The organism is Rhodococcus sp. JVH1 (genome assembly GCF_000280725.2).
In the GTDB taxonomy this organism is placed as follows: domain Bacteria; phylum Actinomycetota; class Actinomycetes; order Mycobacteriales; family Mycobacteriaceae; genus Rhodococcus_F; species Rhodococcus_F jostii_A.
In genome coordinates this window covers 3,003,777-3,027,700 of the sequence record NZ_CP166289.1, presented here as the reverse complement: position 1 = coordinate 3,027,700, position 23,924 = coordinate 3,003,777, and the positions used below count along the sequence as shown (strand labels likewise).

Annotated in this window: 26 protein-coding genes; 13 read left to right on the top strand and 13 right to left on the bottom strand. The window is 67.7% G+C overall.

The window, feature by feature from the left end:
• Window position 1 precedes the first annotated feature (1 nt).
• From JVH1_RS13740 to JVH1_RS13715, 6 genes are all read right to left on the bottom strand, one after another.
• Window positions 2-1,540: an NCS1 family nucleobase:cation symporter-1 gene (locus JVH1_RS13740; RefSeq protein ID WP_009477578.1), complete on the bottom strand. Its 1,539-nt coding sequence runs from the start codon at window positions 1,538-1,540 to the stop codon at window positions 2-4.
• 180 nt (window positions 1,541-1,720) lie between these two features.
• Entirely contained in the window at window positions 1,721-2,434 is a 714-nt protein-coding gene (locus JVH1_RS13735) for a GntR family transcriptional regulator (RefSeq protein ID WP_009477579.1), read from the bottom strand.
• Between the two features lie 10 nt (window positions 2,435-2,444).
• A complete protein-coding gene (gene puuE / locus JVH1_RS13730; protein WP_043780800.1) occupies window positions 2,445-3,377 on the bottom strand; it encodes an allantoinase PuuE in 933 nt (310 codons plus the stop codon).
• On the bottom strand, window positions 3,374-3,529 hold the full coding sequence (locus JVH1_RS13725) for a hypothetical protein (protein ID WP_009477581.1): 156 nt from the start codon (window positions 3,527-3,529) through the stop codon (window positions 3,374-3,376). Before JVH1_RS13725 ends, puuE begins: the two co-directional genes overlap by 4 nt.
• Window positions 3,530-3,616: 87 nt before the next feature.
• Entirely contained in the window at window positions 3,617-4,864 is a 1,248-nt protein-coding gene (locus tag JVH1_RS13720) for an aldolase/citrate lyase family protein (RefSeq protein WP_051033755.1), read from the bottom strand.
• A 61-nt stretch (window positions 4,865-4,925) separates the two neighbouring features.
• On the bottom strand, window positions 4,926-5,504 hold the full coding sequence (locus JVH1_RS13715) for a TetR/AcrR family transcriptional regulator (protein WP_009477584.1): 579 nt from the start codon (window positions 5,502-5,504) through the stop codon (window positions 4,926-4,928).
• 78 nt (window positions 5,505-5,582) lie between these two features.
• Between JVH1_RS13715 and zapE the strand changes: the two genes are divergently transcribed.
• Window positions 5,583-6,500, top strand: a complete 918-nt coding sequence (gene zapE, locus JVH1_RS13710; RefSeq protein WP_009477585.1) for a cell division protein ZapE — start codon at window positions 5,583-5,585, stop codon at window positions 6,498-6,500.
• A gap of 43 nt (window positions 6,501-6,543) precedes the next feature.
• Here the strand turns inward: zapE and JVH1_RS13705 are convergent, their stop codons facing one another.
• Complete coding sequence (locus JVH1_RS13705) at window positions 6,544-7,860, bottom strand: TrpB-like pyridoxal phosphate-dependent enzyme (RefSeq protein WP_009477586.1); 1,317 nt, start codon at window positions 7,858-7,860, stop codon at window positions 6,544-6,546.
• Window positions 7,861-7,975: 115 nt separating this feature from the next.
• On the opposite strand from JVH1_RS13705, the gene JVH1_RS13700 reads away from it, so the two are divergent.
• The 5 genes from JVH1_RS13700 to JVH1_RS13680 are packed head-to-tail and all read left to right on the top strand — an operon-like array spanning window position 7,976 to window position 11,910.
• A complete protein-coding gene (locus JVH1_RS13700; protein ID WP_009477587.1) occupies window positions 7,976-8,950 on the top strand; it encodes a DUF4129 domain-containing protein in 975 nt (324 codons plus the stop codon).
• Entirely contained in the window at window positions 8,932-9,414 is a 483-nt protein-coding gene (locus tag JVH1_RS13695; protein ID WP_009477588.1) for a hypothetical protein, read from the top strand. The genes JVH1_RS13700 and JVH1_RS13695 overlap by 19 nt, the downstream gene beginning before the upstream one ends.
• Entirely contained in the window at window positions 9,411-10,367 is a 957-nt protein-coding gene (locus tag JVH1_RS13690; RefSeq protein ID WP_009477589.1) for a MoxR family ATPase, read from the top strand. Before JVH1_RS13695 ends, JVH1_RS13690 begins: the two co-directional genes overlap by 4 nt.
• Window positions 10,364-11,587: a DUF58 domain-containing protein gene (locus JVH1_RS13685; RefSeq protein ID WP_009477590.1), complete on the top strand. Its 1,224-nt coding sequence runs from the start codon at window positions 10,364-10,366 to the stop codon at window positions 11,585-11,587. Before JVH1_RS13690 ends, JVH1_RS13685 begins: the two co-directional genes overlap by 4 nt.
• The gene (locus tag JVH1_RS13680; protein ID WP_011596912.1) at window positions 11,584-11,910 is read left to right on the top strand and encodes a hypothetical protein; all 327 of its coding nucleotides are present in this window, start codon (window positions 11,584-11,586) and stop codon (window positions 11,908-11,910) included. Before JVH1_RS13685 ends, JVH1_RS13680 begins: the two co-directional genes overlap by 4 nt.
• On the opposite strand, the gene JVH1_RS13675 is transcribed toward JVH1_RS13680, so the two are convergent.
• The 3 genes from JVH1_RS13675 to kstD all read right to left on the bottom strand — a co-directional run bounded on the left by JVH1_RS13675 (window position 11,889) and on the right by kstD (window position 15,163).
• A complete protein-coding gene (locus JVH1_RS13675; protein WP_005263843.1) occupies window positions 11,889-12,389 on the bottom strand; it encodes a C40 family peptidase in 501 nt (166 codons plus the stop codon). The two genes, JVH1_RS13680 and JVH1_RS13675, sit on opposite strands and share 22 nt — an antisense overlap.
• Window positions 12,390-12,570: 181 nt before the next feature.
• Window positions 12,571-13,455, bottom strand: a complete 885-nt coding sequence (locus tag JVH1_RS13670; protein WP_009477592.1) for a MaoC/PaaZ C-terminal domain-containing protein — start codon at window positions 13,453-13,455, stop codon at window positions 12,571-12,573.
• Entirely contained in the window at window positions 13,445-15,163 is a 1,719-nt protein-coding gene (kstD, locus tag JVH1_RS13665; protein WP_083849815.1) for a 3-oxosteroid 1-dehydrogenase, read from the bottom strand. Before kstD ends, JVH1_RS13670 begins: the two co-directional genes overlap by 11 nt.
• Window positions 15,164-15,311: 148 nt before the next feature.
• Between kstD and JVH1_RS13660 the strand changes: the two genes are divergently transcribed.
• The 3 genes from JVH1_RS13660 to dmpG are packed head-to-tail and all read left to right on the top strand — an operon-like array spanning window position 15,312 to window position 18,074.
• A complete protein-coding gene (locus JVH1_RS13660) occupies window positions 15,312-16,097 on the top strand; it encodes a 2-keto-4-pentenoate hydratase (RefSeq protein ID WP_009477594.1) in 786 nt (261 codons plus the stop codon).
• 10 nt (window positions 16,098-16,107) lie between these two features.
• Complete coding sequence (locus JVH1_RS13655) at window positions 16,108-17,010, top strand: acetaldehyde dehydrogenase (acetylating) (protein ID WP_009477595.1); 903 nt, start codon at window positions 16,108-16,110, stop codon at window positions 17,008-17,010.
• 44 nt (window positions 17,011-17,054) lie between these two features.
• A complete protein-coding gene (gene dmpG / locus JVH1_RS13650; RefSeq protein ID WP_009477596.1) occupies window positions 17,055-18,074 on the top strand; it encodes a 4-hydroxy-2-oxovalerate aldolase in 1,020 nt (339 codons plus the stop codon).
• Window positions 18,075-18,113: 39 nt separating this feature from the next.
• On the opposite strand, the gene JVH1_RS13645 is transcribed toward dmpG, so the two are convergent.
• From JVH1_RS13645 to JVH1_RS13635, 3 genes are all read right to left on the bottom strand, one after another.
• The gene (locus JVH1_RS13645) at window positions 18,114-18,491 is read right to left on the bottom strand and encodes a VOC family protein (protein ID WP_009477597.1); all 378 of its coding nucleotides are present in this window, start codon (window positions 18,489-18,491) and stop codon (window positions 18,114-18,116) included.
• 135 nt (window positions 18,492-18,626) lie between these two features.
• Window positions 18,627-18,974, bottom strand: coding sequence for a hypothetical protein (locus tag JVH1_RS13640; protein ID WP_005244812.1), 348 nt, complete (start codon window positions 18,972-18,974; stop codon window positions 18,627-18,629).
• Window positions 18,975-18,976: 2 nt separating this feature from the next.
• Window positions 18,977-20,185, bottom strand: coding sequence for a Rieske 2Fe-2S domain-containing protein (locus JVH1_RS13635; RefSeq protein WP_009477598.1), 1,209 nt, complete (start codon window positions 20,183-20,185; stop codon window positions 18,977-18,979).
• Between the two features lie 190 nt (window positions 20,186-20,375).
• On the opposite strand from JVH1_RS13635, the gene hsaA reads away from it, so the two are divergent.
• The 4 genes from hsaA to hsaB are packed head-to-tail and all read left to right on the top strand — an operon-like array spanning window position 20,376 to window position 23,924.
• A complete protein-coding gene (gene hsaA / locus JVH1_RS13630) occupies window positions 20,376-21,551 on the top strand; it encodes a 3-hydroxy-9,10-secoandrosta-1,3,5(10)-triene-9,17-dione monooxygenase oxygenase subunit (protein ID WP_009477599.1) in 1,176 nt (391 codons plus the stop codon).
• Window positions 21,552-21,559: 8 nt separating this feature from the next.
• The gene (gene hsaD / locus JVH1_RS13625; RefSeq protein ID WP_009477600.1) at window positions 21,560-22,438 is read left to right on the top strand and encodes a 4,5:9,10-diseco-3-hydroxy-5,9,17-trioxoandrosta-1(10),2-diene-4-oate hydrolase; all 879 of its coding nucleotides are present in this window, start codon (window positions 21,560-21,562) and stop codon (window positions 22,436-22,438) included.
• Entirely contained in the window at window positions 22,438-23,340 is a 903-nt protein-coding gene (hsaC, locus tag JVH1_RS13620) for an iron-dependent extradiol dioxygenase HsaC (protein WP_043780805.1), read from the top strand. Before hsaD ends, hsaC begins: the two co-directional genes overlap by 1 nt.
• Window positions 23,337-23,924 carry a 3-hydroxy-9,10-secoandrosta-1,3,5(10)-triene-9,17-dione monooxygenase reductase subunit gene (gene hsaB / locus JVH1_RS13615; protein ID WP_009477602.1) on the top strand — a complete coding sequence of 196 codons (588 nt, stop codon included), beginning with the start codon at window positions 23,337-23,339 and terminating at the stop codon, window positions 23,922-23,924. The genes hsaC and hsaB overlap by 4 nt, the downstream gene beginning before the upstream one ends.

Genomic DNA, 23,924 nt, shown 5'->3' with positions numbered 1-23,924 from the left:
CCTACGCTTCGATCGGGGCCGTGCGATTCGCACGACGGGCACCGGCGGACAACCCGAGGTAGCAGACGAATCCGACACCCATGCCGAGGAACCACGAGTACTGGGCCGCACCCGCCATGCCCCACACTTCGAGTCCGAACGGCTGGGCTTTGAGGATCACGGGAATCATCGCGACCAGAGCTCCGACGACGGTGGAGATGATCGCAGCCGGGTTGTAACCCTTCTTGTACCAGTATGTTCCGCTCTCGGACATGGTGAACATGTCGTCCAGGATCACCCGCTGCCTGCGCACCAGGTAGTAGTCCGCGATGAGGATTCCGAACAGCGGTCCGATGAACGCTCCCAGCGTCTCGAGCGTGTAGTGGATCACCTCGGGGTTGTTGTACAGGTTCCACGGTGTGATCAGGACGGATCCGACGGCGGCGATCATTCCGCCCGTACGCCAGCTGATGCGCTGCGGGCTGACGTGCGAGAAGTCGAAGGCAGGAGAGACGAAGTTGGCGACGATGTTGATACCGATGGTGGCGACGATGAAGGTGAGGAGGCCGAGGACGACGGCGAACAGGTTGTCCATCTGCGCGACCGTCTCGACGGGATCGGTGATCAGGCGGCCGTACACGGGCAGGGTCGCGGAGGCGGTGACGACGGTGAGGATCGAGAAGAACAGGAAGTTCACCGGGAGACCGAGGAAGTTGCCGCGCTTGACCGCGCCGAACGTCTTGCCGTATCGGGAGAAGTCGCCGAAGTTGAGCATCGGGCCCGAGAAGTACGACACGACAAGGGCGATCGCGCCCAGCACCACGGGCACAGCGGACCAGCCGGTGTAGTTGACCTCGCCGAGGTTCAGGCTGATGTTCGACCATCCGGCCTCACTGATCAGGTAGATCGCGAGCATCAGCATCACGACGTAGACCGCGGGACCGCAGAAGTCGATGAACTTGCGGATGCTCTCCATGCCGCGCCAGAAGACCAGCGCCTGCAGCACCCACATCGTCATGAACCCGGCCCAGCCGAGCGCCGACAGTCCGAGGAATCCGTGCTCGTGCACGTCCGCCCAGGGCGCCAGACCCGGCCAGATCTTCAGGCCGAGGATCACGAACGCATGCGACGCCAGGTACGTCTGGATTCCGTACCAGGCCACCGCGATGAGTCCACGGATGATGGCAGGCACGTTGGCGCCCAGAACACCGAAGGCGCTGCGGCACATGACCGGGTAGGGGACACCGGTGACCTGGCTGGGCTTGGCCACCAGGTTCGCGAACACGTTGACGATCGCGATGCCGACCACCAGGGCGACGAGGACCTGCCAGCTGGTCAGCCCGAGCGCGAACAGGCTGCCCGCGGTGACGTAGCCGCCGACGCTGTGCACGTCGGACATCCAGAACGCGAAGATGTTGTACGAAGACCACGACTGCGTCTTCAGCGGCGCGAGATCGTCGTTGGTGAGTCTCGGGTGATAGCCGGGCTTGATCAGCCCGGCGCCGGCCAGGTGTGCACCGGGGACGGTTTCCCCCTCGTTGGAGGGCGCTGTCTGAGTCATCGTTTTGCTCCCTGGTGCAGTACGGACACGACTGCGTCGACGTAAGGGGTGCCTCGGTGAAAAGCACACCACCGAAGTGCTGGGAGCAAAAGTAGTTTTCGGATATTTCCTGCCTGTGACGGCGAAGATATATTCTCGCCGGGCGCCGGTGTGAGCTGAGAATATATCTTGCCGGACGGCTTACCCGGGCGTGTCCCGGAAGATTCCGGTGTCCGTGGGGAGGGCGGCGATCACCGTGTCGAGTTGTTCGTTGTGCCGGTCGGTGGCCGCCTTCAACGCCGCGGCGTCGCGGGCGAGGAACGCCGCAAGCATGTCCCGGTGCCCGAGATGGAGTTGCAGCCGCGCCGGCGTTCCCACCTGCGACATCGGCTGCACCGGCTCGGTGATGTTCCACGCCGATTCGAACATGTGCAGCAGTCGCTGCATCCGGCAGGGCGACGCCAGGGCCAGGTGGAAGTTGCGGCTCTCCCGGTGGTACGCGGTCAGGTCGTCCTCGAGAACCGAGCGGTCGAGTGCCGCGTACGCCTGCCTGGCCCGGGTGTCGTCGGCGTCGTCGGCGAGGGTGATCGCCACGGAGTGCGCCGCCGACTCGAGGACGCCCCGCACCAGGTAGAGCTCCTCGAGTTCGTCGACGGTCAGCCGGGCGACCGTGTACCCGGCGTTGGCCCGGTGGTCGACGAGACCCTCGCCGATCAGCGTCTTCAGCGACTCCCGGATCGGGATACGGCTGACGCCGAAGTGCTCGGCCACCTCGTCCACCGGGATCGGGGTGCCGGGTGGGGCGCCGCCGCTGAGGATCACCCGGCGCAACTCCTCCAGGATCACGGTCTGAGAGCTGCCGGGATCGCGGTTGGCCAGGTTCGTGACCAGCATCGACGGTCGTCGCGGGGGCATGGGTCCGTCCTCAGGCGGGGTGTACGTCGCGCCAGTGGCGGGCGATCTCGATGCGCCGGGCGACCCAGACGTCGTCGTGGGACTGCACGTGATCGAGGAAACGCTCCAGCGCCGCGGTGCGGGCGGGCCTGCCGACGATGCGGCAGTGCAGGCCCACGGACAGCATCTTCGGCGCCCCGACCGTTCCCTCCGCGTACAGGACGTCGAAGGCGTCCCGCAGGTGCGCGAAGAACTGCTCGCCGCTCGGGAAACCGCCGGGCGACGCGAACCGCATGTCGTTGGTGTCGAGGGTGTACGGCACCACCAGGTGGTCGACGAGGCCCTTCCCGGGGGCATCGACCTTCACCCAGTACGGGAGGTCGTCGGCGTACGAATCGGAGTCGTACTCGAAGCCGCCGTGCTCGACGACCAGCTGCCGGGTGAGCGGGGAGTCGCGGCCGGTGTACCAGCCCAGCGGTGCCTCGCCGGTGAGGTCGCGCAGTATCTCCACCGCCTCGGCCAGGTCCTTGCGCTCGGCGTCCTCGTCGGAGAGCTGGTACGACTTCCACCACAGACCGTGGCAGGCGATCTCGTGTCCGAGTTCGCGAAAGGCACTGACGGCTTCGGGGTTCCGCTGCATCGCCTTCGCCACCGCGAAGATCGTGAGCGGGAGCCCTCGTCGCTCGAATGCCCGGAGCACGCGCCACAGTCCGGCGCGGGATCCGTATTCGTAGATCGATTCCATGCTCATGTGCCGGTTCGGGAACGGCTGGGCCCCGACCATCTCGGACAGGAACGTTTCCGACGCCTCGTCGCCGTGGAGCACGTTGTTCTCGGCGCCCTCCTCGTAGTTGAGGACGAACTGGACGGCGATCTTCGCGCCGCCCGGCCACTGCGGATCGGGCGGGTGCTGGCCGTATCCGACCAGGTCGCGTGGGTAGCTGGAGTCGAAACCGTGGGTCATGATGCCAAGCCTGCCCGACCGGCCTCGGTCACGGAACCCCACCGGCGCAACCGCGCCGTGCCGCCGTCCGGGACGATCTTCCCGCCGAGTGTGCGTACCTCCAGGTCCGGCAGACTCCGGAAGCCGGGCGGGGTCAAGGTGTTCGGGCTCACGGGTGCGGCTACCTCCTGATCGGGCGTGGGGCAAGTGTAGGGCGTCGAAGTGGGTGTTGCGGGCGGTCCTCGTGCGCGGCGAGGTGCTCAGCTCCCCGGAATCACCGCCCGGGTGAGGAGGTCGCGCAGGGTGTCCACCGTGCATCCCGGGGCCTGCGCGCGGACGGCGTCCTCGTCGAACGCGCCGCACGCCAGTCCCCGCAGGATCACCGTCGCGAGGGCCTGCGCGGTCGCCGGTTCGTCCATCACCCCGCCACCCTGGCGGTCGAGGTACGCCTGCACGCGGGTGGCCGCGGCGGGCAGCGCGGCGCGGTAGAAGTCGAACGTCGCGAGCCAGCGGGTGATCAGGTGCCCGGGATGCATGTCCCATCCCTGGTAGTACCCGCGTTCGAGCGAACGGGTGACGAGCCGGTAGTGCCGGGCCAGCGCGACGTGGATCTCCTCGTCGCTGCCCTGCGGGATGACCTGGGTGGATCCGTCGCACACCCACACCCCAGTCTGGGCCGCCGCCACCAGCATCACAGACTTGGCGTGGTCGGCCACCGGGTGCTCGAGCGACTGGAACCGGGACGCGATTCCGCAGGACGCGCTGTAGTCGTAAGTGCCGTAGTGCAATCCGGTGCAGCGCCCGTCGGCGAGGTGGATGGCCTTCGCGACGGTCACGGTGCCGTCGGGTCCGAGCACGGCCTGCGGGCTCTCGATCTGCAACTCGAAGAGCAGCGACCTGTCGGGGAGCCCGTACGCGCGCTCGAGTTCCTCGCACAACGCGACGACGGCGGTGACCTGCTGGGCCGCACGCAGTTTCGGCACCGTGAACACGAAGCCGTCGGGAACCCCACCCGCGCCTTCGAGGACGAGTTCGAGCGTCCGGATCCCGCGGCGGCGCTCGTGCGGGGCCAGACCCTTCGCGCGGATGCCCAGCGACCGCGGGCCGGACGGGTCGGACGAGAGCAGTCGCAGCGTGCGCCCCGCCTCCAGTGCGGCCGCGTCCTCGACGTCGTCGCTCCGCCAGCCGTAGCCGTCCTCGAAATCGATCCGCAGATCCATGACCGGACGGTGCTCGAGCATCGCGCGGACGTCGGGAAGCGCACCGGTCGTTCCGATTTCGGACAGCGCATTCGTGTGCCTGTCCAGCAGTTCGACAGCCTGCTCGCCCCACACCCTCGGCGTGTCCGGTCCGGCGTCCGCCGCACTCACATAGACGGTGTGGACGGGCTGCGGTTGCTGCCGATCACCCGGAAAGGCGTCCGCGAGGTCGGTGTCGACGGGGTCGAGGAGTGCGTCGACGCGGTCGAAACCGCTGTCGGGGAGACGGCTGAGGTACTGGGGGTTCACGCCACGATCTTGGCAGAAATGCGGGATTCTCGTCGTCCACACCGCGCCGGGTGACCTTCGTTCAGGCCGTCACACCGCGCAGATACGACTCGACGGCGCGGGCCAGCTGCCGCACGCTGCGTTCGGTGCCGGGCTCGATGCCGTCGAGTGACCTGGCTCCTGCGAAACGGTCGAAGACCAGGCCTTCGACGACGCTGACGAAGTCCGCGCCCGCGTTCTCGGGGTCGGTGACGCCGAGGGCGTCGAACAATTCGGTGGCGCGGGCACGGGAGAACAGGCACGTCGCGAGGAGTGCGTGCAGTTCGGCATCGCCGGACAGTTCGACGGTCAGAGCGTGCCGCGCGACGACGTCGTCGTGGCGGGTGTGCAGCAGCCGGTCCAGCGACCGGGCCACGCCCTCGGCGAGGGATGCGAGGTCGAGCGGCGGGGCCGCCGTGGTCTCGAATTCCCGCCGCGAGCGTTCGGCGAGCCGGCGGACGGCGGATTCGATCAGGGCACGCCGGGTGCGGAAGTAGTAGGACGTGGACCCGCCCGGAAGATCCAGGGCGCGGTCGACGGCCCGATGCGTCAGCGCCCGCATGCCCTCGCGCGCGATGATCGCGATGGCCGCGTCGGCTATCTGCTCACGCCGCTCGGGCACGGTGTCTTCCTCCTCACATCGGCTTGTCGCCCGAGACTCTACATTCGTAGTGTTTCCTCTGTGGATGTAGAGGTTCTGTTGGACGACGCGCAGCGCGCGGCCGCGGCCGTCCTGCACGAGACCGCCGAGGGCCTGGAGCAGGGGAGGCCCGGAGTTCGCGGCGTGTACCTGTGGGGGCCCGTCGGACGTGGCAAGACGTGGTTGATGGACCGCTTCTACGGGTCGGCCGCGGTCCCGAAGCGGCGCGTGCACTTCCACTCGTTCTTCCGCCGACTCCACGCCGACGCGCACGCGCTGGGGTCCATCGACCTCGCGATCGACGCGGCACTCGGGGATGTCCGGCTCCTGTGCTTCGACGAGTTCCACCTGCACGACGTCGGGGACGCGATGCTGGTCGCGCGACTGCTGAAGGTCCTGTTCACCCGCGGAATCACGCTGGTCGCCACGTCGAACTATCCACCGGACGGGCTGTTGCCGAATCCGCTGTTCCATCACCTGTTCGCGCCGGCGATCGCCGTGCTGAAACAGAATCTGACCGTCGTGCGGGTGGCCGGTCCCGTCGACTACCGCACCGTGGCCACGGCGGACGCCGGGTTCGCTTCCGGACGCTTCGTCCGGGTTTCCGAGACCGAGCCCCCGGCCCTGTGCGAGCGCGTCGCTCTGACCGTCGGGACCCGCACGGTGACGGCCGCCGCGGTGCGGGACCGCACGGTCTGGTTCGAGTTCGCGGTGCTGTGCGGCACCCCGACCGCACCCGCCGACTACCTCGAACTGTCGGAGCGGTTCGGGTGCTGGGTGATCACCGGTGTCCCCCGACTGCGGGAGGCAGGCGCGGAGACCGTGCGGCGGTTCGCGAACGTCGTCGACGTGCTGTACGACCGGGGAACCGCGCTGACCCTGGTCGCCGACGCGTCGCGGGACGACGTGTTCGCCGGGCTCGACGGCACGCTCGACTTCGACCGGCTTGTGAGCAGACTGTCGACGCTGAGCCGGTGACCACCGAGGCAGACCCGTACGTGGGTCTACCTCGGTGAATCGATCAGACGTACCGGCTGTACGCGGGGAGGTCCAGCTGGCCGTTGCCGGACAGTCCGATGACCACGACCTCCGGTTCGGTGACCGTGCGGGCGTGCTCGATGGCAGCGGCCACGGCGTGCGTGGATTCCGGCGCGGGGATGATGCCTTCGGCGCGGGCGAAGAGCAGGCCCGCGGCGAGTGCGTCGTCCTGTTCGATCGCGGTCGCGTCCATCAGCCCGAGGGCGACGGCGTGCGAGACCATCGGCGACATGCCGTGGTATCGCAGTCCGCCCGCGTGGATGGCGGGCGGAACGAAGTCGTTGCCGAGGGTGTACATCTTCAACAGCGGCGTCAGGCCTGCGACGTCCCCGAAGTCGTAGCGGTACTCGCCCTGCGTCAGCGACGGGCAGGCCGCCGGCTCACACGCGACGAGGCGGGTGGTGGTGCCCTCGCGCAGATTGCGACCCAGGAACGGGAACGTCAGGCCCGCGAGGTTGGAACCACCTCCGGCGCAACCGAATACCGTGTGCGCGACAGGCTCACCCGCCTCCTCCAACTGGACCAGAGCTTCCTGGCCGATCACGGTCTGGTGGAGCATGACGTGGTTGAGGACGCTGCCCAGCGAGTAGTGCGCGCCGGGATCGTTGGCGGCCACCTCGACGGCCTCGCTGATCGCCATGCCCAGCGAACCGGTGGTGTCGGGGTGCTCGGCCAGGATGGCCCGACCGGCTTCGGTCAGGTCGGACGGAGACGGATGACAGATGCCGCCGTATGCCTCCATCTGGAGTCGGCGGTACGGCTTGGCGTCGAACGAGGCGCGAACCTGCCAGACCTCCACCTCGAGGCCGAGCAGGGCGCCGGCGAACGACAGCGACGCGCCCCACTGGCCCGCGCCGGTCTCGGTGGTGAGCTTGGTGGTGCCCTCGAGTGCGTTGTAATAGGCCTGTGCCACAGCCGTGTTCGGCTTGTGTGATCCGACCGGGCTGACACCTTCGTACTTGTAGTAGATCCGTGCCGGCGTGCCGAGCACTCGCTCGAGCCTGCGTGCGCGCACCAGCGGCGACGGCCGCCACATGCCGTAGATCTCGCGGACCGTCTCGGGGATCTCGATGTACCGTTCGGTCGCGACCTCCTGCTCGATCAGTCTCGCGGGGAACAGAGGTGCCAGGTCTTCCGGTCCGAGCGGCTCACGAGTGCCGGGATGCAGATGCGGCGGAACGGGTTCCGGAAGATCGGCTGCAAGGTTGCACCAGTGCGTGGGCACGGCCGAGGGGACCGCAACCCCCAGAGGTTCCAGCGAACGCGCCAGTTCGGCTCCGGTTACCGGGGACGTGGTCAAGTAACTCTCCTTCGTGGATGGATACGTCCCGAACATGCTGCGCTGTCCGCCGCCGTGAACGGGTGATTTTCCCGGTCCCCGCGTGTCACGATGGAGGGGCAACTCGGGAGTGAGGATGCCGGACCGTCGCGTGCGAACCAGGCTCGTCCACACGGTCGCCCTGCTGGCGGCCGTCGTGACGGTCACCCTTGCCGTCCGGGTGGTCCCCGCGCCCGACACCCCCGCGACACCGTCGGAGCCGGGCGCAGGTGCGACGCGCGCTCTCGTCATCCTCTCGGCGATCGCCGTCGTCGTCGCGGCGGTGGCGCTCGCGTCCGCCTTTCGCAGCGGTCGGCCGAGGGCCGCACCCGACCCGCCGCCGGTCGGGCTCACCGGAAACACCGGGTCCTCGGTCTCGCGCCGACACATTCTCGGATGGGCGGCGTTCGCCGCGCTTCTCGTGACCGCGGCGTTCCTCCTCGGGTCCGTCGGCGGTGACGAGCCGGTCGACCGTCAGCGGTCGACGGCGAGCCCGACCACCGACGACGGGGCCGACCGAACCGACGCGTCCGTGCCCACCGACACACGCCCACCGCCCGACATGGTGAACGAATCCCGCGAGGACCTGGCGGAATTGTGGACCGCGGCAGCGATTGTCGGTCCGATACTGGTGACCGTGCTGATCCTCGGCGCCGTGGCTCGGCGCCCCCTCCGGGCCCGGGTCGGCGGCTGGACCGCGGCGAGTTCCCCCGACGGTCCGGCTGCCTCGCAGTCGCTGGCCCGGGCGGCGGAGGAAGGTCTCGCCGTGGTCGTGGCACCGAGTCTGCCGCCGCGTGAGGCCATCATCGCCAGCTACGCCGCCATGGAAGATGCGCTGTGCGAGGCACCGGGCGCCGAACCGCGGGAGTCGGACACCCCGTCCGAAGTGCTCGCTCGCGCAGTACAATTCGGAGCGCTGCGCTTCGAGGCGGCGGCGCCGCTGGTGCGGCTGTTCTCCGAGGCACGGTTCAGCCTGCATCCGATGGGCGAACAGCACCGTGACGAGGCCGCCGATCTGCTCCGGCGCGTGCTCGACGACCTGGGGAGCGACGCGTGCTCGCCCTCGCCGTAGCCGGTGTCGGGGCAGTGCTGGCCGTGGAGGTCCCGCTGGTGGCCGCCGGCCGGTACAGTGCGGCCGTGCTGGTCGCGGGAGCGGTGACCGCGCTGGTGCTCTTCGAGATTCGACGACGCATGGCACCCGGGGAAGTCGACGACCAGCCGCCGGGCCTGGAGGCGGAACGGGCCGAGGTGACGGCCCGCTGGATGGCGCGGACGGAATCATTGATCAGCTGGGCGGACGGTACGCGCGGCGACTGGGATCACCATCTGCGTCCGCTCCTGGCGCGCGAGTTCCAGCAGTCCACCGGACATCGGCAGGGACTCGACCCCGCCGACACGGCGGCCGCGGGTGAGGTGTTCTTCGGCGACTTGTGGCAGTGGGTCGATCCCGAGTGCGTGCAGCGCTCCGACAGGGCCGCACCCGGTCCGGGCCGGGACGTGCTCGACCGGATCCTGCAACGGCTGGAGCAGCTGTGACGATGCCCGCCGAGGTCACCACCGCGCGCGCCCACGCGGTGCTGGCGGAGGTCGAACGGGCGGTGGTCGGCAAGCACGACGAACTCACGTCGATCCTGCTCGCGGTACTCGCCGGCGGGCACGTGCTCATCGAGGATCTGCCCGGACTCGGAAAGACCCTGGTGGCACGATCTTTCGCTGCCGCGCTCGGGCTCGACTTCACGCGGGTCCAGTTCACCCCCGACCTGTTGCCCGCCGACCTGCTCGGCGCCACCATCTACGACATGCCGTCGGGGCGCTTCGAGTTTCGTCCGGGCCCGATCTTCACCAACCTGCTCCTGGCCGACGAGATCAACCGCACCCCGCCCAAGACCCAGGCCGCACTGCTCGAGGCGATGGCCGAGGGGCAGGTCAGCGTCGACGGCACCACCCGGATCCTGCCGCGTCCCTTCGTCGTGCTCGCCACCGACAACCCCATCGAATACGAGGGAACCTACCCGCTGCCCGAGGCGCAGCTGGACCGGTTCGCGCTCCGCCTGCGACTGGGGTACCTCACCGAGACCGACGAGCACGAGATGCTGCGCCGACGGCTCGACCGGGGATCCGCCGCCGTCGTCGTCGAGCAGGTGGTCGATGCGGCTGACCTCCTGGCGATGCGCGAATCGCTCGAGCAGGTCAGCGTTCATCACGACGTCCTCGGGTATGTCGTCGCGCTCGCGAACGCCACCCGGCATCACCCGCAGGTCGAGGTCGGGGCCAGCCCCCGCGCGGAACTCGACCTCGTGCAGCTCGCTCGGGCGCGTGCGCTCCTCTCGGGCCGCGACTTCGTCATACCCGAGGACATCAAGGCCCTGGCCGTTCCCGCTGTCGCGCATCGCATCAGCCTGCGCCCGGAGATGTGGGTGCGCCGCATCCGCAGCGACGACGTCCTCGCGGAACTGTTGCGCCGTCTCCCCGCGCCGAGGGCACGATGACGGAGCACCGGCTGACGTGGCGTGCGTCGCCTGCAGCCCTCGCGCTGACGACCTGCGCGGCCGTGGCGCTGACGGCGGGTGTCGTGGGGCGGTGGTGGGAACTGATCGTGTTCGCCGCCCCGATGCTGGGAGCGCTCGGCACGGTGATGTGGTTGCCCCGCCCGGCCACCGGCGTCCGCGTCGAGGCGTCGGCACGCATGCTGCGGTGTTTCGAATCCGAGTCCGTGCACTTCTCGGTGGACGTGACGGCGTGCGATGGTGCGGCGCAACTCGCGGTGGCGCCGACGCCGTCCGACGGCTACACGGTCGAGCAGGTCGGTGACGGCGACTATGTGGTGTCGGCCGACCGGTGGGGCCGGTACGAACCGGCGCTGACGGTCACAGCACGTGCAGGCGGCGGCCTGCTCACGGCGTCGCTGCCGGTTCCCGTCGCGGAACTGCGAGTGTTCCCGTTGGCGCCGCCGATGCCGACTCCGTTGCCCCACGCCACCCTTCCGGACCGGATCGGCGCGCACCGCACCCGCCGATTCGGTTCGGGCGTCGAGTTCGGGGACATCCGGCCGCACGCGCCGGGGGATCCGTTGCGCAGCGTCAACTGGCCGGTGAGTGCCCGGCGCGGCCGCCTCCACGTCACCGAACGGATCATGGACCGCGCCGCGGACGTCGTCGCCGTACTCGACACCACCCCGCAGGCACCGGGCCCGGCGTCGGAGAGCCTGCACCGGACCGTGCGCGGGGCCACGCAGGTGGTGCAGACGGCCCTGCAGCGCGGCGACCGCGCCGGGGTCGTCGCCCACGGGCTCCGGCTGCGATGGCTCGGCGCAGACATCGGACGCAGGCAGTTCTATCGGATCCTCGACACCGTCCTCGACTCCGACGCCGGCGCCGCCGAAGGCACACTCGTCCCGCGGGTCGCGTTGCCGCCGCGGGCGGTGGTCATCGCGTTCTCCACCATGCTGGACACCAACTTCGCGCTGTCGTTGCTGGAGTTGAGGCGTCGCGGTCACGTCGTCGTGGCCGTCGACGTGCTGCGCGGCCCGCCGTTCGAGTACGAACTCGATGCGATGACCGGCAGGATGTGGCGGCTCGAGCGGCGGAACATGTACCGGAACATGGGTGTGCTCGGTGTTCCGGTGGTGGCGTGGGACGACGATTCCGCACTGGATCTGGCGCTGGCCCTCGCCGATCGAGCCCGTCGGCCGTCGGGGGCACTCCGATGAGATGGGTCGCGGTGGTCGCGGTGCAGGCAGCGTTGATCGCGCTCGTCCTGGGCGACGCGTCGGCGTTCGCGGCCGCCGCCGCGGGGGTCGCCGCGACGGCACTGTTGCTCGTCGCGTACGCCGGCCTCGCACCGGGAATCTCGACGCTACTGCTGGGCGCGGTCGTCACGGCGGCCGCCGCCGGTCTGGCAGCGACACTGCCGGAAGGGCCGGCGTGGGCGTCCCTCTTCGGGCCGGTGGCGGTGGTGGTGCTGTTCCTCGTCGCGGTGTGGCCGTACGTCGGCAGACGCACGACCGAGAGTCAGAACCGGCGGATGCTGTAGATGTGGAACTGCGACAGCGGCGCCAGACCTACGGGGACGCCGCGTCCGTACGCATTGAAGACCTGGCCGAAGCCCGCGTAGATACCGATGTGCGACGCGTCAGGGTTGAGCACCACGATGTCGCCGGGAGCCAGCGCCCACAGTGGAATGGGTGCGCCGACCTCAGCCTGCTCCCACGTGGTGCGTGGCAGATTCACCCCCGCCTGCCGGAATGCCCACTGCACCAGCCCCGAGCAGTCCCACGCGTCCGGACCCGTCCCACCCCACAGATAGGGCTTGCCCGTCTGGGTCGTCGCGGCCGCGAGCGCAGCCAGCCCGGTCGGGGTGGGAATGGGCGTCGGGAGAACGGACGAACCCATCGAACTGCCGCCGGTGCTGCCGCTGTCGGAACTGCCCGCCACGGGTGCGGCGTTCGCGGGGAGAGCGACGAGGGCGGTCGCACAGAACGCGAGAGCACCGGCAACGGCAGCGCGCCGCACGGGACGGAGATGTCTGCGCTGGGACACGAGGTCCCCCCTTTGTTCGCTACTGCTCGTGGAGAGCCGTGAAACCGCCCCGACCATCGGTTGACACGTCTCGATGAGGTCACGGAAAGCGTACAAAGTGTTGCGGCATCGTGCCTGATATTCGCGAATATCCGCCCGAACTGGGCACATTCGGTCAAATTTCGGTAACTGTCACCCCCTGGGCCAGGGTCAGCACCACGTCGGCCAGGGCCGGAGCATGATCACGCTCGGGAACCGTGGCCGAGATGAGGAGCCTGCCCTCGTCCCGCCAGATCCGCGTGTGCAGCGTCTCGCCGGGAAAGACCACGCCCGCGAACCGGACTCGGAAGCCCGCGACCTGCGATGCGTCCGAGTCGAGTACTGCGTCGACGGCCGCTTTGCACACCATCCCGTAGGTGCACAGGCCGTGCAGGATCGGGGCGGGAAACCCTGCGGCGGAAGCGAACTTCGGGTCGGAATGCAGGGGGTTGCGGTCGCCGCACATCCGGTACATCAGCGCCTGCTGCGGAAGGACGGGGGTGTCGACCTCGACGTCGGCAGGCCGGTCGGGCAACTCCACGGACTGGGACGGCCCGCGCTCACCGCCGAAACCGCCTTCACCGCGGGCGAAGATGGACGACCGCCCGCTCCACAGGGCAGTGCCGTCGAGGTCGGTGGTCGTCGACTCCTGCACGATGACGGCGGCCTTGCCCTTGTCCCACACCTCGGCTATGCGGGTGGTGGTGCGGGCCGTGCCCTCCGGGGGAATCGGCTGGTGCACGGTCACTTCCTGGCTGCCGTGGACCACCTTGGCGAGGTCGATCTCGACGCCCGGGAACGACACACGCGGGGCCTCGGTCGCGTGAAAATTCGCGGCCACCGTGGCGAACGTGGGGAGCACCTGCGGCTTCCCGTCGGTCAGGTACCGCAACTCCCTCTCGTCCAGCGGACGGGATCCGGCACCGAGCGCGAGGTGGTAGTGCTGCACGTCGGAACTGGTCCAGGAGAACTCCTGAACGGGCAGTTCTGCTCCGATGGCGATGTTCGGATCAATGGGCATTTGTGGTGTCTCCGGTGAGTGACGTCGGGGAATCGGCCTGCGAGGACTTGTCGAGGATATCGAGAACCGCGAGATAGCCGAACGTCATCGCCGGGCCGATGGTCGCGCCGGGTCCGGCGTAGGTGTGGCCCATCACCGGGCCGCTGGCATTGCCCACCGCATAGAGGTTCTCGATGGTGCTGCCGTCCTCCCGCAGCACGCGGGCGTTGCGGTCGGTGCGGAGACCGCCCTTGGTGCCGAGGTCGCCCGGGACCATCTTGACGGCGAAGAACGGCGCCTTCTCCAGCGCCCCGAGGCTCGGGTTGGGCTTGTTGCGGGGATCCCCGTAGTAGTGGTCGTACCCGCTCTCACCACGGCCGAAGTCCTCGTCCTTGCCGTTGCGGGCGAAAGTGTTGAAACGCGATACCGTTTCGGTGAGCGAGTCGACCGGCACGCCGATCTTCCCGGCCAGCTCGGCGACGGTGCCCGCCTTGACGATGACACCGGCCTTCAGCCAGCGACCGGGGAACGGGGACCGCGGGGTGACTCCGGCGAACGCGTACCGGTCGCGGTAACGCTGGTCGAGGACGAGCCAGCAGGGCACGTTCTCGCCCGGTCCGTCGCCCTGGCCGTGCGTGCCGCCGTACATCGCGTGCGTCGCCTCGACGTACGGTGCGGATTCGTTGACGAAGCGCTTGCCGGATCCGTTGATCATGATGCAGCCCGGCAGGCTCCGCTCGGACAGCGCGAACCACGGGCCGCCGGTGAGCGGGATGGACGGTCCCCACCAGGCGTCTTCCATCAGATCGAGCGCGGCACCGAGCTTTTCGCCCGCCCAGATGCCGTCGCCGGTGTTGGCCTTCGCGCCGACGGTCCACTCGGTGCCGATCGGTGCCCGCTGGTACTTCTTGCGGGCCTCGTCGTTGTGCTCGAAACCGCCCGACGCGATCACCACGCCGCGGCGTGCCCGGAACACCTGCGGCTGTCCGTCGACCGTGGCGTTGACGCCCTTGACCACGCCGTCCTCCACATACAGGTCGGTGAGCGGGGTGTCGAGCAGGATCGGGACGCCGGCGGCCTTCAGTCCGGCCTGCAGTCCCGCGACGAGCGCCTGACCGCGGACGAGCAGGCGCTTCCCGGTGAGCTTGGCGCCGAGGAAGCGGAGGCCGACCCGGGCTGCGCGCAGCGGGCCGCGTGGGTTGCGCATCAGGAGATTCAGCCAGCGGTAATCGGCCTGGGTGATCACGAAATTCGACGGCGCCTTGACGTAGTCGGGTTCGAGCTTCGCGAGGTCGGCGCCGAGTTTCCTGCCGTCGAACGGTGTCGGCTCGACGGACCGTCCGCCGAGCCGTCCGCCGGGGGCCTCGGGGTAGTAGTCGGAGTATTCGGGCACCCACTGCAGTTTCAGTGGGCTGTTCTTCAGCACGAACGACAGCATCTCGGGGCCGCGGTCGATGTAGGCGTCGATCCGGTCCTTCGGGACGACGTCGCCGATGATGCTGTGCAGGTAGGTCCGCGCGGCGTCCGTGGTGTCCTCGACTCCCGCGGCGATCAGCGCCTCGTTGTTCGGGATCCACACGCCACCGCCGGAGCGCGCGGTGGAGCCGCCGAAGTGCGGCGCCTTTTCGAGGATGACGACGCTGAGTCCCTTGTGGGCCGCGGTGAGGGCCGCGGTCATTCCACCGGCACCGCTACCGACGACCACGATGTCGTATTCGTGCTTGCTCATGTAGAACACGTTATAGAATGATGGGGTTGTCAGTCCATCCTTTCTGCCAGGAAGTATTACTGACGCCAACAAACAAGAACGAAACACGTTGCAGTGGAAACCGGTGGGCGTGCGCACGCAAACGAACTTCAGGGAAGGTCCTCACACCATGCTCTCGACCCAACTACGCACCGAGTTGGCGAATCAGCTCGACGCCGCGGAACGGGGCCGCGCTCCCATCGGCCCCCTGACCGCCGACCATCCCGACATCGACGTCGTCGACGCCTACGAGATCCAGCTGATCAACATCCGCCGCCGGCTGCAGGACGGCGCGAAGGTCGTCGGGCACAAGGTCGGCCTGTCGTCCCTCGCCATGCAGCAGATGATGGGCGTCGACGAACCCGACTACGGCCACCTGCTCGCCGACATGGAGGTCTTCGAGGACCAGCCCGTCGACACGGCGCGGTTCTGCTTCCCGCGCGTCGAGGTCGAGGTCGCATTCGTGCTGGGCGCCGACCTCCCCGGCGCCGGCTGCACCGAGCAGGACGTCCTGGACGCCACCGTGGCGTTCGCACCGTCCATCGAGCTGATCGACAGCCGGATCACCGACTGGAAGATCACGCTGCCGGACACGATCGCCGACAACGCGTCGTCCGCCGGGTTCGTGCTCGGCAAGAACCGGGTGCGGCCCGAGGACATCGACATCAAGTCCATCGACGCGGTTCTGACCAGTAACGGCGAGACCAAGGCCGAGGGACGCAGCGACGCCGTGCTCGGCAACCCGGTGACGGCCGTCGCCTGGCTCGCGCAGAAGGTCGAGAGCTTCGGCGTCCGGTTGAAAGCCGGCGACATCGTGCTGCCCGGATCGTGCACCCGTGCCATCGACGCGCACCCGGGCGATCACTTCCGCGCCGAGTTCAGTGGGCTCGGATCCGTATCCCTGCAGTTCAAGTAGGAGTTTGTTCATGACCAAGGCAAGTGTGGCGATCGTCGGTTCGGGAAACATCAGCACCGACCTGCTCTACAAGCTGCAGCGATCCGAGTGGCTCGAACCCCGCTGGATGATCGGGATCGACCCCGAGAGCGAAGGCCTGGCACGGGCCCGCAAGTTGGGACTGGAGACGTCGGCCGAGGGCGTCGACTGGTTGCTGAACCAGCCGGAGAAACCCGACCTCGTCTTCGAGGCCACGTCCGCGTACGTGCACCGGGAGGCCGCACCGCGGTACGAGGCCGCCGGCATCCGCGCCGTCGACCTGACACCCGCCGCCGTCGGACCGGCCGTGGTCCCGCCGGCGAACCTGCGCGAACACCTCGGCGCCCCCAACGTCAACATGATCACGTGCGGAGGGCAGGCCACGATCCCGATCGTGTACGCCGTCTCCCGCGTCGTCGACGTGCCGTACGCCGAGATCGTCGCGTCGGTGGCGTCCGTCTCCGCAGGCCCGGGCACCCGCGCCAACATCGACGAGTTCACCAAGACGACCAGTCGCGGCATCGAGACCATCGGCGGAGCGCAGCGCGGCAAGGCCATCATCATCCTCAACCCGGCCGACCCGCCGATGATCATGCGCGACACGATCTTCTGCGCGATCCCCGAGGACGCCGACCGTGCCGCCATCACCGATTCCATCCACCGCGTTGTCGCGGACATCCAGCAGTACGTCCCCGGCTACCGGCTGCTCAACGAACCGCAGTTCGACGACCCGAGCGTCGTGTCGGGCGGGCAGGCGACGGTCACCACGTTCGTCGAGGTCGAGGGCGCAGGCGACTTCCTGCCGCCGTACGCGGGCAACCTCGACATCATGACCGCAGCGGCGACCAAGGTGGGCGAGGAGATCGCCCAGAAGCTCCTGAGCGTGGAGGCATGAGCACTATGGTTCATTTCGACGGGGCGAGCGGAGCGACGGGAAATATGCGCAGCAGCTGGGACATTCGAGTCACCGACACCTCCCTGCGGGACGGTTCGCACCACAAGCGGCACCAGTTCACTGGTGAGGAGGTCCGGGCCATCGTCGGAGCGCTCGACCACGCCGGGGTCCCGGTCATCGAGGTGACGCACGGCGACGGACTGGGTGGGTCCTCGTTCAACTACGGGTTCTCCAAGGTCCCTGAGCAGGAACTCATCTCGATCGCCGTCGACACGGCGAAGAACGCGAAGATCGCCTTCCTCATGCTGCCCGGGCTGGGCATCAAGGACGACATCATCGTCGCCCAGGACAACGGCGCCTCGATCTGCCGCATCGCGACGCACTGCACCGAGGCGGACGTGTCCATCCAGCACTTCGGGCTGGCCCGCGACCGCGGTCTCGAGACCGTCGGCTTCCTGATGATGGCGCATTCGATCGCACCGGAAAAGCTCGCCAAGCAGGCCCGCATCATGGCCGACGCGGGCTGCCAGTGCGTGTACGTCGTCGACTCCGCAGGCGCGCTCGTGCTCGAGCAGGTGTCGGACCGCGTCGAGGCGCTGGTGCAGGAGCTCGGCTCGGACGCCCAGGTGGGATTCCACGGTCACGAGAACCTCGGACTCGGTGTGGCCAACTCGATCGCCGCCGTGCGGGCAGGTGCCAAGCAGATCGACGGCAGCACAAGACGATTCGGTGCCGGTGCGGGTAACGCGCCGGTCGAGGCGTTCGTCGGCGTGTGCGACAAGATCGGAGTCAAGACGGGGATCGACTTCTTCGCGATCGCCGATGCCGCCGAGGACGTGGTGCGTCCGGCGATGCCCGCCGAATGCCTCCTCGACCGCCAGGCGCTGATGATGGGGTACGCCGGCGTCTACTCGAGCTTCCTCAAGCACGCCGAACGCCAGGCCGAACGGTACGGCGTCTCGTCCGCCGAACTCCTCGTCCGCGCCGGGAAGCGCAAGCTCGTCGGCGGCCAGGAAGACCAGCTCATCGACATCGCGCTCGAACTGCAACGCGAGCGCCTGTGAGTACTTGTTAACGTCCCGCGGTTAATAAGTACTCACGGGTCAGCGGGCGGTCTCCCACAGCCCGACGACGTTGCCCTCGGAGTCGGTGAAGTAGGCGGCGAATCCCATGTTCCCGACGGGGGTCCTGCCGGTGACGGTTTTGCCACCGAGGGATTCGATCCTTTCGAGGGCGGATTCGATGCTCTCGACGTCGACGGTGACCACGGGAGTGGTCACCTCCCCGCGCTGCATCATGCCGCCGTTGATGTAACCGGGTTCGTCGGGCATGCCGCTCTCACCGACGGGTCCGGTGGTGACCATGCTGTAGTCCATGTCGGGGATCTCGGCGATGGCCCACCCGAATGCGTCCCGATAGAACGCTCGTGCGCGGTCACCGTCGTCGAAGGGGATTTCGAAGTGCACGATTCGGCCTGTCATGGCACGCCTCCGGTTCGGCTGGAACCGCCGTATCCGACGGCACATCCAGCCTAAGCGCCCAATGTGACATTCGTGCAGCCTGACTGCACGAATGTCACATTGGGCGACGCATCCGCGTCGCAGCGGTACCGACGACTATTCGACGCGATCTCGCACGTCGATGAACCCCTCCATCACCGCGTGGTTGATGCTGTCCCACAGTCGCGGGCACCCCTCGCGGAGCGCGGTGGACTGTCCCTCGCCGACGGCGTCCCGGAACGTCGGGCACGTCTTCGCAGGATCGTCCGTCCACTGGACGCTCGTGTGCTTGAGGCTGTTCTTCCGCACCAGCACACAGGTTCCGCACGTACGGCACTCGACTTCGTTCATGCCGTCGTCGAGGTAGTTGGCCTTGTCGGCCAACGTCTGCGCATGAATGGCCTCGAGCCGAGCAGGCTGCCCGGCGAAGTCGGGAGCTTTGGCCCATTCGGTCGAGGCACTCATGATCAGACCTGCGCTTCCCGGTTCTCGGACCGCTCCGCAGTCGTGTTCTCGGACCGCTCCGCAGTCGTGTTCTCGGACCGCTCCGCGGCCTCGCGTTCGGCCTTCTGACGGGCCAGGTTCTCCTCCACCTCGTGCTGCCAGGCCTCGTTGGCCTTGGTGGTGTCGACCTCGAACTCGAAACGCTGCGTCATCTTGTCGGTGACGTCGGCGACGTCGACGTAGAACTGGTCGTACCAGCGTCGCAGCTGGTAGACCGGACCGTCTTCGTCGCAGAGCAGGGGGTTGTCGATCTTGGTCTTGTTCTTCCAGATCTCGACATCCTGCAGGAAGCCCTCGGCGATGCCCTCGGTGAACTTCGCGGCCAGCTTGTCGGCTGTTTCGTCGTCGATGCCGGTCGGCTTCTTGACGGTCACGCCGTACTGGAGCATGAACGAATTGTTCGTCACCGGATAGTGGCAGTTGATGAGGACGCTCTCGACCTCGTACCCGCCGTAGCTGTTCCACAGCGGATTGACCATGTAGGACGGCCCGTAGTACGCGGCCTCGGAGCGCAGCAGCGATTCCATGCCGTACTGCGTCGCCATCCCGACGTCCGGGCGACCCTTCGTGTTGAGGTACTGCGTCGCGATGTGGCCTTCGAAGACGTTCTTGAAGTACGTCGGGAACGCGTAATGGATGTAGAAGAAGTGCGCCATGTCGACCACGTTGTCGATGATCTCGCGGCAGTTGGACCCTTCGATCAGCATGGAGTTCCAGGTCCAGTCGGTCCACTCGTCGCTGTAGGCGCCCTCGATGCGGGGGATGGTCACGTTCTCGGGCGGGGGATTGCCCTCCGGGTCGTTCCAGACGAACAGCTGACCGTTCTGCTCGAGGGTGAGCCATGCCCGGGTGCGGGCGATCGGGGGAACCCGGCGGGCGTAGGGAATGCTGGTGCACTTGCCGTTGCCGCCCCAGCGCCAGTCGTGGAACGGGCAGGCCACGGAATCGCCCTTCACGGTGCCCTGCGACAGGTCGCCGCCCATGTGCCGGCAATACGCGTCCAGAACCTTCAGTTCGCCCTTGCTGTCGGCGAAGACGACGAGTTTGGTGCCGAATGCCTCGATCGAATGCGGTTTGCCGTCCTTGAACGTCTTGGTCAAACCGAGGCAGTGCCAACCACGCGCGAAGCGGGTCTGGACCGTGCCCACATCGATCTCGCGAATCTGCGCCATTGTGCCCTCACATCCCTTCATGCTGTTAGTAGAACACGTTATAGAACTTCGACACGATCCGCCAGATTTTCGGGGGCTTTCTTCCAGACCCGGGCCGTCAAACAGCACCTTTGCCGGTATCTCGACATAAATGGGAACGTGTTCTAGTCTCAGAAGATAAGTGAACCATCGAACGAGACAGGAGCGTCCTGTGGGTGACCATGACAGTCACGAGGTGATGCAGCGGCTCGACGCACTACTGCCGACGCTGCGAGAGCGTGCGCAGGAGACCGAGGATCTACGTCGTATTCCCGACGATTCCATGAAGGCGCTCCAGGAGACCGGATTCTTCCGGTTGCTCCAGCCCGAACAGTGGGGTGGTTACCAGGCGGATCCGGTGCTGTTCTACTCCGCGGTGCGGAAGATCGCGAGCGCTTGCGGTTCCACCGGGTGGGTCTCGTCGATCATCGGTGTCCACAACTGGCACCTCGCCCTGTTCTCGCAACAGGCTCAGGAAGACGTGTGGGGCAACGACACCGACGTCCGCATCTCGTCCTCGTACGCGCCGATGGGCGCCGGGCAGGTCGTCGACGGCGGATACACGGTCAACGGCGCCTGGGCCTGGTCGTCCGGCTGTGATCACGCCAGCTGGGCGGTGCTCGGCGGACCCGTCATCAAGGGCGGACGCCCCGTCGACTTCGTCAGCTTCCTGATCCCGCGCGAGGACTACCGAATCGACGACGTGTGGAATGTCGTGGGACTTCGCGGAACCGGCAGCAACACCGTGGTGGTAGAGGACGTGTTCGTTCCGACGCACCGCGTCCTCAGCTTCAAGGCGATGAGCAACCTCACCGCTCCCGGGCTCGAGTGCAACACCGCACCCGTCTACAAGATGCCCTGGGGAACAATTCATCCCACCACCATCTCCGCGCCGATCGTCGGGATGGCCTACGGCGCCTACGACGCGCACGTCGAACATCAGGGCAAGCGGGTCCGCGCCGCGTTCGCCGGTGAGAAAGCGAAGGACGACCCGTTCGCCAAGGTCCGCATCGCCGAGGCCTCGAGCGACATCGACGCCGCCTGGCGCCAGCTGTCCGGAAACGTCGCCGACGAATACGCACTGCTCGTCGCGGGTGAGGAAGTCCCATTCGAGCTGCGGCTGCGGGCACGCCGCGACCAGGTGCGCGCCACGGGCCGCGCCATTTCGTCCATCGACAAACTGTTCGAGAGCTCGGGGGCCACCGCGCTGGCCAACGGCACGCCGCTGCAGCGTTTCTGGCGGGACGCGCACGCTGGACGCGTCCACGCGGCCAACGATCCCGAGCGCGCCTACGTCATGTACGGCACAGGCGAATTCGGTCTGCCCATCACCGACACGATGGTCTAGGAGAACACGTGACGACTACCGAAGAGGCCCTCACGTTCGAGTTCACCTCGAAGTTCGCCCAGGTCCGGCCCGACCTGAAGTTGCACTACCACGAGGCCGGAGTCGGCAACGACACCACGATCGTGCTGCTGCACGGCGGCGGGCCGGGCGCTTCGTCGTGGTCGAACTTCGCCGGGAACATCCCGGTTCTCGCCGAGAAGTTCCACGTGCTCGCAGTCGATCAGCCGGGATACGGGTTGTCGGACAAGCCGACCGAGCACCCGCAGTACTTCGTGCACAGTGCGTCCGCGTTGAAGGATCTGCTCGACACCCTCGGCGTCGGCGGGCGTGTCCACCTGCTCGGCAACTCCCTCGGTGGCGGTGCCGCAGTGCGTTTCGCGCTGGACTACCCGGACCGCGCGGGCCGGCTGGTGCTCATGGGCCCGGGCGGACTGAGCGTCAACCTGTTTGCCCCGGACCCGACCGAGGGCGTCAAGAACCTCGGAAAATTCGGCTACCAACCCACTCGCGAGAATCTCGAGGCGTTCCTGCGCATCATGGTGTTCGACCAGAAGTTGATCACCGACGAACTGATCGACGAACGTTTCGCCGCCGCGAGCACACCCGAGTCGCTCGCGGCCGCCAAGGCGATGGGAAAGTCGTTCTCCTCGGCCGATTTCGAGCTGGGAATGCTGTGGCGCGACGCATACAAGCTGCGCCAGCGCGTGCTGCTGATCTGGGGCCGCGAGGACCGGGTCAACCCGCTCGACGGGGCGCTGGTGGCGCTGAAGATGATTCCGCGGGCACAGTTGCACGTCTTCGGCGGGTGCGGACACTGGGCGCAGCTGGAGAAGTTCGACGAGTTCAATCGTCTGGCCACCGATTTCCTTCTGGACGGGGGTAAGTGATGAGTATTCGTTCACTGGCGTACATGCGCATCGAGGCCACCGACATGGCCGCGTGGCGCGAGTACGGTCTCAAGGTGCTGGGCATGGTCGAGGGCAAGGGCTCCGACCCGGACGCCCTGTATCTGCGGATGGACGACTTCCCGGCGCGCCTCGTGATCTTCCCCGGGGAGCACGACCGGCTGTCGGTGTCGGGCTGGGAGACGGCCAATGCCGCGGAGCTGCAGGAGGTCCGCGACAACCTGTCGGCGGCAGGCGTCGCGTTCAAGGAGGGGACGGCCGAACAGCTGCAGGACCGCAGGGTCGACGAGCTGATCACGTTCGAGGACCCGTCGGGCAACACGCTCGAGGCGTTTCACGGCGCGGCGCTGGAGCACCGGCGCGTGGTCAGCCCGTATGGGCACAAGTTCGTCACCGGTGAGCAGGGCCTCGGGCACGTGGTCCTCTCGACCACGGACGACGAGGCGTCGCTGCGCTTCTACCGCGACGTTCTCGGCTTCCGCCTGCGCGATTCGATGCGGTTGCCCCCGCAATTGGTCGGGCGGCCCGCGGACGGTAAGCCGGCGTGGTTGCGGTTCTTCGGCTGCAACCCGCGGCATCACAGTCTCGCGTTCCTGCCGATGCCGACGCCGAGCGGCATCGTGCACCTGATGATCGAGGTCGAGAACTCCGACGATGTCGGATTGTGCCTCGACCGCGCGCTCCGCAAGAAGGTCAAGATGTCGGCCACGCTCGGCCGCCACGTCAACGACCTGATGCTGTCGTTCTACATGAAGACTCCCGGCGGCTTCGACATCGAGTTCGGTTGCGAGGGACGTCAGGTGGAGGACGAGAGCTGGATCGCGAGGGAGAGCACGGCCGTCAGCCTGTGGGGTCACGACTTCAGTGTCGGGATGCAGCCGTGAGCGAGGTGACCGGGGACGGGGCCGTCGCGGCCGAGGCGATCGATCCGCGACGGTTCCGGACGGTGCTCGGCCAGTTCTGCACCGGCGTCACCATCATCACGACGATCGACGACGGCGTGCCCGTGGGGTTCGCGTGCCAGTCGTTCGCCGCGCTGTCGCTCGAACCTCCGCTCGTGCTGTTCTGCCCGACCAAGACGTCGCGGTCGTGGGCGGCTATCGAGCGCAGTGGCATCTTCTGCGTCAACGTGCTCGCGGAAGAACAGCAGTCGACCTGCGCCCGCTTCGGTTCCCGCGACCCGGACAAGTTCACCGGGATCGACTGGACGGTGTCGCCTCTGGGCTCACCGATCCTCACCGGTTCGCTCGCCCACATCGACTGCTCGCTCGAGAGCGTGCACGACGGCGGCGACCACTGGGTCGCGTTCGGCCGGGTCTCCTCCCTGAGCGAGATCAGGGAGGAGCGACCGCTGCTGTTCTACCGCGGGCAATACACCGGCATCGAACCGGACAAGACGGTGCCTGCGCCGTGGCGCGACGACCTCGAGGCGTTCCTCACGACGTCGTCGGAAGACACCTGGCTCTAG